The sequence below is a fragment of the Nocardia cyriacigeorgica NBRC 100375 genome, from assembly GCF_000308555.1.
GTDB classification, from domain to species: domain Bacteria; phylum Actinomycetota; class Actinomycetes; order Mycobacteriales; family Mycobacteriaceae; genus Nocardia; species Nocardia cyriacigeorgica.
Window position 1 is genome coordinate 1 of record NZ_BAFY01000165.1, and the last position, 8,866, is coordinate 8,866.

Annotated in this window: 10 protein-coding genes; 4 read left to right on the plus strand and 6 right to left on the minus strand. The window is 69.8% G+C overall.

Features of this window, described 5'->3' with window-relative positions:
• Positions 1 to 66: 66 nt before the first annotated feature.
• Positions 67 to 732, plus strand: coding sequence for an SIMPL domain-containing protein (locus tag RJ05_RS15625; protein ID WP_036537974.1), 666 nt, complete (start codon positions 67 to 69; stop codon positions 730 to 732).
• An 11-nt stretch (positions 733 to 743) separates the two neighbouring features.
• Here RJ05_RS15625 and RJ05_RS15630 read toward each other — a convergent pair whose 3' ends face one another.
• Together RJ05_RS15630 and RJ05_RS15635 are read right to left on the minus strand one after the other, a co-directional pair.
• Positions 744 to 2,141 (minus strand): class I SAM-dependent RNA methyltransferase, encoded by a 1,398-nt coding sequence (locus RJ05_RS15630; protein WP_036537975.1) that lies wholly within the window; start codon positions 2,139 to 2,141, stop codon positions 744 to 746.
• Between the two features lie 22 nt (positions 2,142 to 2,163).
• Positions 2,164 to 4,152, minus strand: coding sequence for an APC family permease (locus RJ05_RS15635; RefSeq protein WP_036537977.1), 1,989 nt, complete (start codon positions 4,150 to 4,152; stop codon positions 2,164 to 2,166).
• 193 nt (positions 4,153 to 4,345) lie between these two features.
• Between RJ05_RS15635 and RJ05_RS15640 the strand changes: the two genes are divergently transcribed.
• Both RJ05_RS15640 and RJ05_RS15645 read left to right on the plus strand, forming a co-directional pair.
• On the plus strand, positions 4,346 to 5,011 hold the full coding sequence (locus RJ05_RS15640) for a potassium channel family protein (protein WP_036537979.1): 666 nt from the start codon (positions 4,346 to 4,348) through the stop codon (positions 5,009 to 5,011).
• 3 nt (positions 5,012 to 5,014) lie between these two features.
• The gene (locus RJ05_RS15645) at positions 5,015 to 5,686 is read left to right on the plus strand and encodes a potassium channel family protein (RefSeq protein WP_036537980.1); all 672 of its coding nucleotides are present in this window, start codon (positions 5,015 to 5,017) and stop codon (positions 5,684 to 5,686) included.
• Positions 5,687 to 5,695: 9 nt separating this feature from the next.
• On the opposite strand, the gene RJ05_RS15650 is transcribed toward RJ05_RS15645, so the two are convergent.
• The 3 genes from RJ05_RS15650 to RJ05_RS15660 form a co-directional block, all read right to left on the minus strand.
• On the minus strand, positions 5,696 to 6,331 hold the full coding sequence (locus RJ05_RS15650; RefSeq protein WP_081597345.1) for a sigma-70 family RNA polymerase sigma factor: 636 nt from the start codon (positions 6,329 to 6,331) through the stop codon (positions 5,696 to 5,698).
• Positions 6,332 to 6,458: 127 nt separating this feature from the next.
• Entirely contained in the window at positions 6,459 to 7,196 is a 738-nt protein-coding gene (locus tag RJ05_RS15655) for a DUF3159 domain-containing protein (RefSeq protein WP_036537981.1), read from the minus strand.
• Between the two features lie 3 nt (positions 7,197 to 7,199).
• Complete coding sequence (locus RJ05_RS15660; protein WP_036537982.1) at positions 7,200 to 7,604, minus strand: OB-fold nucleic acid binding domain-containing protein; 405 nt, start codon at positions 7,602 to 7,604, stop codon at positions 7,200 to 7,202.
• Between the two features lie 125 nt (positions 7,605 to 7,729).
• On the opposite strand from RJ05_RS15660, the gene RJ05_RS15665 reads away from it, so the two are divergent.
• On the plus strand, positions 7,730 to 8,425 hold the full coding sequence (locus RJ05_RS15665) for an alpha/beta fold hydrolase (protein ID WP_036537984.1): 696 nt from the start codon (positions 7,730 to 7,732) through the stop codon (positions 8,423 to 8,425).
• 47 nt (positions 8,426 to 8,472) lie between these two features.
• On the opposite strand, the gene RJ05_RS15670 is transcribed toward RJ05_RS15665, so the two are convergent.
• The coding region (locus tag RJ05_RS15670) for a DUF3710 domain-containing protein (protein ID WP_036537986.1) at positions 8,473 to 8,866 on the minus strand (394 nt) is incomplete at its 5' end.

Consider the following 8,866-nt stretch of genomic DNA (forward strand, 5'->3'; position numbering starts at 1 on the left):
GACATATGCTGCCCAGCTTAGAGTGGGCTGGTAGGCGTGCGCGAACATCCGAGGACAGGAGAACTCGTGGGCAAGAAGAAGTCGGGCGCGGTCACCACGTTCGGGCACGGGACCGTCCGCGCGACGCCCGACCTCATGCGCGTCACGCTGTCGGTGGAAAGCCGCGCGAGCAAGGTGGCCCTTGCCTACGGCCGCGCCGGGGAGCGGGTCTCCGCGGTCACCGACTCGCTGCGCTCCTACGGCGTGCCGAGCACCGATATCGCCACCAGCGGGCTGTCGGTACGGGCCGAGACCGTCTGGGTGGAGGGCGGCGGCAACAAGGTCACCGGCTATCTGGCCACCACATCGTTGACGATCACCCTGCGCGATATCGGCGAGGATGCCGACCCCGGCCCCGCCACCATCATCGCGCACTGCGTGGACGCCGGCGGCGACGATGTGCGCCTGGGTGGCCTCGAACTCACCGTCGCCGACCCGGACGCCGTGCTCGGCGCCGCCCGCGACGCGGCCTGGGACGACGCGAAGGCCAAGGCCGAGCAGTACGCCGCCCGGGCCGGGCGCACCCTCGGCGCTGTCGTCGAGATCACCGAGGACACGTCCACGCCGGTCCCGGTCCCCCGGCCGCGGATGCGCGGCGCCACCGAAATCGCCTACGCCGCTGCGGCGGTGCCCGTGGAACTCGGCGAGTCCGAACTCGCCGCCGACCTGCGGGTCACCTGGGAACTCGACTGAGCTGCCGGATCTCAACGCTCCAGTAGCGCAAGGCATTCGACGTGATGAGTCGCCGGGAAGGCATCGAACGCGCGCAGGCCGCTGAGTTCGTAGCCCGCCGCCCGGTAAAGGCCGACGTCGCGGGCGAAGGAGGCGGGGTCGCAGCCGATGTGGACGATGCGCTCGGGCGCGAAGGAGGTGACCGCGCCGATGACGGCTTTGCCCGCGCCCGCGCGCGGCGGGTCCAGCACGACGACCTGCGGCGCGCGGGCGGTGTGCTCGGCCACCCAGCGTTCGACGCGACCGCCGCCCAGATGCAACCAGGGCAGGTCGGCCAGCGCGGCGGTGCCGTCGGCCACGGCGGCGCGTCCCGATTCCACCGCCAGCACCGCACCGGAAGGGCCGACCTGGTCGGCCAAGCGGGCCGCGAACACACCGACGCCGCTGTAGAGATCCCAGGCGGTGGCGCCGGGATCGAGGGCCGCCCATTCGGCCACCAGATCCGAATAGCGTTGCGCGGCATCACGGTGGGCCTGCCAGAAACCGGTCGCCGACAGTTCCCAGCGCCGGCCCGCCACATACTCCACGGTCCGCCCGCTGCCCTCGATCAGCCATTCGTCCCTGGCCGCGTGCGCGGCGGCGCGGTGGGCGGCTGCGCGTTGACGTTCGGCGTTGCCGGGGCGGGCCTCACCGCGACGGCCGCGCGGCCCCCCGCGCTTGCCGTGGTGGGGACGGTCACCGGCGCGCCCGCGGCGCGGACCCTCGCGCCCGGTATCGGCGCCGCTCTCGCCACGGCGATCGCGGTCGCGACCGAGGTCGGTCTCGACCGGGGGCGCCAATTCCACGATATGGCGGACGCCGTCGCCGTCGACCGCGATCACCAGGTCGGCGCCGGGCGTCCACAGCCGGTCGGCGATGCCGTCCAGCGCGCCGGGAACCGGCTGCGGGCAGCGCAGGTCGGCGATGACGTCGGTGCTGCGATACCGGTGGATACCCGCGCGGCCCGCCGCGTCGACCGGTAGGCGCACGCGGGTCCGCCAACCTCCGGTGCCGGTGCCCGCGCCCAGTGGTTCCACCACGATCTCCCGGTCCAGCCCCGCGATCCGGTGTAACTGCTCGGCCACCACCGCGGCCTTGAGTCCGCGCTGCGCGGCGGGCGTGGCATGCGAGAAGTCGCAGCAGCCCGCCCCACCCGGGCCCGATACCGGGCAGGTGGCGGGCACCCGGTCCGGTGAGGCCCCCACGATCTCGATCGCATCGGCCCGGCAGAACGATCCGCCCGCGTCCTCGGTGACGCGGGCGCGCACCAACTCGCCCGGCAGACCGTGCCGCACGAACACGACCCGGCCCTCGTGCCGCCCGACACAGAAGCCACCGTGGCCGGGCGGCCCCAGCCGGATCTCGAAGGTATGCCCGGACCAGTCGCTCATCGCCCGCGCTCGCCTCGCCCGGTCACGACCGGTCCTCGTACCCACGCCGCACCGCGCCGGGGGCGTCGGTCACCCCGGCCGCACGGGCTTTGGCCGAGGAGCTCAGCTGCCAGGGCACGCTGGTCACCATCACACCGGGTTCGAACAGCAACCTGCCCTTGAGCCGCAGCGCGCTCTGGTTGTGCAGCAACTGCTCCCACCAATGACCGACCACGTACTCCGGGATGAAGACGGTGACGACATCGCGTGGTGCGTCCTTGCGCACCCGCTTGACGTAGTCGAGCACCGGTTTGGTGATCTCGCGGTACGGCGATTCGATCACCTTCAGCGGCACGTTGATATCGCTTTGCTCCCATTCGCGCACCAGAGCTCTGGTGTCGGGGTCGTCGACGTTGACGGTGATGGCCTCGAGCGTGTCCGGACGGGTGGCGCGCGCGTAGGCGAGGGCCCGGCGGGTCGGCAGGTGCAGCCGCGAGACCAGCACGATCGAATGCGACCGGCTCGGCAGTACGCCGTCCCACTCGTGCTCGTCGAGTTCGCGGGCCACCGAATCGTAGTGGCGCCGAATCATCCTCATCACCACGAAGATCGCGACCATCACGAAAATGGCGATGTAGGCGCCGGCGAAGAACTTGGTGATCAGCACGATCACCAGCACGGTGCCGGTCATGGTCAGTCCGACGGCGTTGATCACCCGCGATCGCTTCATCCTCGCCCGCTGGGCGGGATCGGTTTCGGTGCGCAGGTGCCGCGTCCAATGGCGCAGCATGCCGAACTGGCTCAACACGAAGGAGACGAAGACGCCGACGATGTAGAGCTGGATCAGCTTGGTCACTTCGGCGTCGAAGAGCACCACGAAGGCGATGGCCGCGCCGGACAGGAACAGGATGCCGTTGCTGAAGGCCAGCCGGTCGCCGCGGGTGTGCAGCTGACGCGGCAGGTAGCGGTCCTGGGCGAGCACCGAACCCAGCACCGGGAACCCGTTGAAGGCGGTGTTCGCGGCCAGCACCAGGATGAGCGCAGTGACCACGGTGAGGAAGAAGAAGCCGATCGGGAAGCCCGCGAAGACGGTTTCGGCCAGCTGCGCGATCAGCGTCTTCTGGTGGTAGTCGGCGGGCGCGCCGATCAGGTGATCGGGGTTGTGCGCGTAGACAATGCCGATCTTCTGCGCCAGCATGATGATGCCCATCAGCAGGGTGATCGCGATGACGCCGAGCAGCAACAGCGTGGTCGCGGCGTTGCGCGACTTCGGCTTCCGGAACGCGGGCACACCGTTGCTGATGGCTTCGACACCCGTCAGCGCGGCGCACCCGGAGGAGAACGCGCGCGCGATCAAGAACGCGAAGGCGATGCCGTAGAGATGCTCCTCCTCGGCCTCCAGGCCGAAGCCCGCCGATTCGGCGGTGAGGTCCTCGCCGAAGACATAGATGCGCAGCAGACCCCAGCCGAGCATGAGGAACATGCCGAAGATGAAGGCGTAGGTGGGGATCGCGAAGGTCTTGCCCGACTCGCGCACCCCGCGCAGGTTGATGGCGGTCAGCAAGGCGATGGCCACCACCGCGAACAGCACCTTGTGGGTGGCGACGAACGGGATGGCCGAACCGATGTTGGAGGCCGCCGAGGAGATCGAGACCGCGACGGTCAGCACGTAATCCACCAGCAGCGCACTGCCGACCGTCAGGCCGGCATTGGGTCCGATGTTGGTGGTGGCCACCTCGTAATCGCCGCCACCCGACGGGTAGGCGTGCACGTTCTGGCGGTAGCTGGCGACCACCACGGCCATCACGATCGCCACCGCGATGCCGACCCACGGCGCGTACACGAAGGCCGAGATCCCGGCCGCCGACAGCACCAGGAAGATCTCCTCGGGCGCGTAAGCGACCGACGACATGGCATCGGAGGCGAAAATGGGCAGCGCGATTCGCTTCGGCAGCAAGGTATGACCGAGCGAATCACTGCGGAACGGCCTGCCGAGCAGCATCCGCTTCGCCGCTGTCGTCAACTTGGACACTGGAGCGAGCATAGGCCCCGCCGAAACACCGCGTCCCAGGACGTCACGGTAGTTCCCCTGTTCGATGCGTTGCCGACATGTTTGATGTGACCTGGTGGGGGGAACATGGCTGCGGGGACATGCGGCGAGTACGGTTCGATCCCGGACGGACGAGCAGACCGGACGCCACGGTTTCCAGGAACGAGGTTGCACGGTGTACGTAGTGATCATGGGGTGCGGACGCGTCGGTTCGTCGCTGGCGCGCGCCCTGGTCCGGATAGGTCACGAAGTCGCCGTGATCGACCGCGATCAGAGCGCGTTCCGGCGGCTGGGCGCGGACTTCCCCGGTGAGCGTGTGCTCGGGGTCGGATTCGACCGAGACGTGCTGACCCGGGCCGGAATCGAACGCGCGGGCGCCTTCGCCGCGGTGTCCTCCGGCGATAACTCCAACATCATCTCCGCGCGCGTGGCCAGGGAGATGTTCGGCGTCGAACGCGTGGTCGCGCGGATCTACGACGCCAAACGCGCCGCCGTCTACGAACGGCTCGGCATTCCCACCATCGCCACCGTGCCGTGGACCACCGACCGCTTCCTGCACACGCTGATCGGCGACGCGGGCACCACCACGTGGCGCGATCCCACCGGCACGGTCGCCGTCGCCCAGCTGACCCTGCACGAGGACTGGTACGGGCGCACGGTGCGCGACCTGGAACGGACCGTCGGCGCGCGGGTGGCGTTCATCATCCGCTTCGGCCAGGGCGTGCTGCCGGAGAGCAAAACCGTGGTGCAGGCCGACGACATCATCTATGTGGCCGCCACATCAGGGTCGGTCGGCGAAGCCGTCGCCCTCGCCGGTAAGCCCCCAGCGAACGAGGACTGAGATATGAAGGTGGCCATTGCCGGCGCCGGAGCCGTCGGCCGATCCATCGCCAGGGAGCTGCTGCGCAGCGGACATCAGGTGATGCTGCTCGAACGTCAACTCGACCACATCGACCCCGCGGCCATCCCGGACGCGATCTGGGTGCACGCCGACGCCTGCGAGCTCGCCCTGCTCGAGGACGCCGACCTGGAGACCTATGAGGTCGTCATCGCCGCGACCGGCGACGACAAGGCCAATCTCGTGCACAGCCTGCTCGCCAAGACCGAATTCGGTGTGCGCCGGGTGGTGGCACGGGTCAACGATCCTCGCAACGAATGGCTTTTCGACGGCTCCTGGGGCGTGGACGTCGCGGTCTCGACTCCCCGGCTGCTGGCCTCGCTGGTGGAGGAGGCGGTGTCGGTCGGTGATCTGGTGCGCTTGATGACGCTGCGGCAGGGCCAGGCGAATCTGGTCGAACTGACCCTCCCACCGGACACGTCACTGGCAGGCAAGCCGGTGCGCACCCTGAAGCTGCCCCGCGATACCGCGCTGGTGACGATCCTGCGCGGCGGTCGGGTCATCGTGCCCGAGGCCGACGACCCGTTCGAAGGTGAGGACGAATTGCTGTTCGTCACCTCACCCGAGGGTGAGGAGGAGCTGCGCGCGGCCCTCGCCTCGCACACCGCCGCGTCCTGAGCCCTGCGTTCAGGAGGCCACCTGCAATTCGGCGCGCAGCTTGTTCAGCGCCCGGTGCTGCATCACGCGCACCACGCCCGGGCTGGTGCCGATGGCGTCGGCGGTCTCGGCCGCGGTCCAGCCGAGAATGATTCGCATCACCAGCACCTCGCGGTGCACGGGGGCGAGCACCTGCATCAGCTGACGGGTGGCGCGCTGGCGTTCGGATACCAGGGCCCGTTCCTCGGGACCGGCCGCCGGTGAGGCGGTATCGGGCATCTCATCGGTCGGATAGACCGGGTGGGTCTGGGCGCGGCGGAAGGCGTCGGCGACCTTGTTCGCCGCGATGCCGTAGACGAAGGCCAGAAACGACTTGCCCTGCTCCCGGTAGCGCGGGATGGCGTGCACGGTGGCAAGCATGACCTCCTGCACGACGTCGTCGGCGGTGACCTGAAGGTGTGCGGTGCTGCCCATCCGGGACCGGCAGTAGCGGTACACCAGCGGGTGGATCAGCCGCAGAACATCGCTGATGGCGTGGCTGTCGCCCGCGGCGGCCGGCCCGATGAGGATGTTCAGTTCGGCCGAGATCCGGCGGCTCTCCGACAGGGCCGGATTGTCCTGCCTGCGGCCCGTACGGGTGGTGGCGGTGGTGCGCTGGGTAGCCAATTCGCCAGTCCTCTCAGCGATCGTTCTCGGTGATGACAACGATCCTGCGCCGGGGGAGAGGCTGCCGACAGATACCCCAGGGTGGGTAGGGCCCCACCTTCGCGGCGGGTCCAGGCGACCCGCGGAATCAGATCTTGGCGTGGCGGCCGCCCGTATGGCGGGCGGCGACGGGCAGATGTCCCGCCCGGCGCACCGCCCACACCGTGACGGTGAGCGCCACCGCCGTCAGCGGCCAGCCCATCGCGATGCGGGCGAAGGCGAGCCAGCCCGTGTGGTCGGTGTCGTAGAAGTGCGACTGCACCAGATACCGCGAGCCGAACACCAGCACCCAGGCCAGCGTGGCGATGTCGTAGAGCCGGATCATCCGGCGATCGGCGCGCCATTCGGTGCCGTGCCCGTTGAGCACACCCCAGATGACGCCGACCAGGGGCCGGCGCACCAGGATCGAGGCGAGGAACACGCCCGCGTACACCAGGCTGGTGTAGATGCCGAACAGGAAGAAGCCCTTGGCCTCCCCCATCCGGTAGGCGATGAAGGCGCAGATGCCGACGCCGATGAAACCGGAGATCGCCGGCTGCACCGGGTCCCGGCGCACCAGCCGCCAGACCAGGATCGCCGCGGCCACCCCGAGCGAAGCCCAGATCGCGGCGGTGAGCCCGGCCAGGGTGTTGACCGGGACAAAGACCAGAACCGGAAGGGTCGAATAGATCAGACCACTGAAGCCACCGAGCTGTTCGAGCAGCGTCTGCTGGCGGGCTACCTCGGCCTCGACCTCCTCACCAGCGGTACCGGCGGGCGCGGGCTCCGGTGCGGTAGTGGTGGTGAGTTCGGCGGGCGTCGGTAGGTTCTCGTCGCTCGATGGCATACGTCAGCTGTTCCCGCGCAATTCGTAGTAGGGGTTGTACATGACCTTGCGGCCGTCACGGTCGCCGACGCGACCGCGGACCATGATGCGCCGTCCCGATTCGATACCGGGGATGCGCTTGCGCCCGATCCACACCAGGGTGATGGCGTCGGTGCCGTCGTAGAACTCCGCCTGCACACTCGCGCCGGCGGATTGGGGGCACGCCTCGACACTGCGAAGGCGCCCCAGCATCGTCGCTTCGTCGCCGCGGCGACACTCCGATGCCAGGCAGGCTCCCGAGGCGTCGGCCGTTTCGGCCAGCTCCTCGGCGTCGAGCTGATCGATGTCCTCGGTCAGTCTGCGTCCGAGCCTGCGAAAATATCCCGAGGCGGGGTTCGAAGCCGCCTTTCTTCCTCCGAAGGAAGACATCGCTCGGTCTCCTGTAGAGCTGATGGACGCGGGTCGCACGACCATCTCGTTGTTCGCACGACCGTCTGCGGCCGTACACCCGCCACTGTAGATGGGCGACCACCGCACCGCTACGCTCACCTCCGATGTTCGACTCACCCACGCCCGCCGTCGTTGTCGGGCTCCCAGGTACCGGCTCCGACGCCCACTTCGCGCGCCGCGCGTTCGAGCCCGCATGCGCCGCGCGCGGACTCGACCTCATCGCCGTCGATCCGGACCCTCGCGCGGTCGTCGACAGCTATGTCGCGGCCCTCGACGAGGCCGCACGCCGTGGCCCGGTGCTGGTGGCGGGAATCTCACTCGGGGCCGCGGTGGCCCTCGAATGGGCGAGCTCTCGCCCCGAGGCCGCGGCCGGGGTGATCGCCGCGTTGCCGGCGTGGACCGGACCCGACAGCAGCGGCTGTCCTGCTGCCGCCAGCGCGGCCGGTACCGCGGCGGCCCTGCGTGCCGACGGCCTCGACGAGGTGGTGGCGCGGATGCGGGCAGGCAGTCCCGCATGGCTCGGCGAGGCGCTGGATCGGTCCTGGCGCTCCCAATGGCCGGATCTGCCGCAGGCGCTGGAGGAAGCGGCAGCCTACAAGTGGCCGGAGCCGCAACGCCTGGAAACCCTGACCACGCCGGTGGCGGTGGTCGGAGCCCTCGACGATCCGGTACATCCGTGGCCGGTCGCCCAGGAATGGGCCGCGCTGATCGCGACATCGGTGCTGGCCGAACTCACCCTCGACGAACTCGGCGCCGATCCGGCCGTCCTCGGCCATCTGGGCCTGGCCGCCTTCGGCTGAGCCCGACGGCGCCGTTCCGCCGGGCTCTCGCCCCGTATACCGGCGCGCTAGTTACGGCCGAGCTGCTGCATGGCCGAACCGTCGGCACCGCGGCGGGGCTGATCGGGCATCACCGGACGGCCCGCACCCGGCGCGATACCCGGCACCACTCCCGGAGTGCCCTGCTGGGCGGCCAGCGCCTGCTGCTGGGCCGCAATGGCCTGCTGCTGGGCCTGGATCTGCTGCTGGTGGGCCGCCGCGAGCTGATCGGCCAGTTCCTGTGGCAGCACCACCGGCAGCGGTTCACGCACGGGCAACGGGTCGGTGCCACGGCGGATCACCGTTTCCGCCAGGATCGCCCGCGCCGCCGTGACCAGCGGGGTGTCGGCATCGGCGGCGCCCGATGGGCCCGCGGCCACCAGCCGGACCATCCAGCGATAGCCGTCCACACCGATGAAGCGC

Excerpts from the sequence above, each read along its gene's own strand:
- RJ05_RS15630 (WP_036537975.1), bottom strand. The coding sequence starts at position 2,141 with ATGAGCGACTGGTCCGGGCATACCTTCGAGATCCGGCTGGGGCCGCCC.
- RJ05_RS15645 (WP_036537980.1), top strand. The coding sequence starts at position 5,015 with ATGAAGGTGGCCATTGCCGGCGCCGGAGCCGTCGGCCGATCCATCGCC.
- RJ05_RS15655 (WP_036537981.1), bottom strand. The coding sequence starts at position 7,196 with ATGCCATCGAGCGACGAGAACCTACCGACGCCCGCCGAACTCACCACC.
- RJ05_RS15660 (WP_036537982.1), bottom strand. The coding sequence starts at position 7,604 with ATGTCTTCCTTCGGAGGAAGAAAGGCGGCTTCGAACCCCGCCTCGGGA.
- RJ05_RS15665 (WP_036537984.1), top strand. The coding sequence starts at position 7,730 with ATGTTCGACTCACCCACGCCCGCCGTCGTTGTCGGGCTCCCAGGTACC.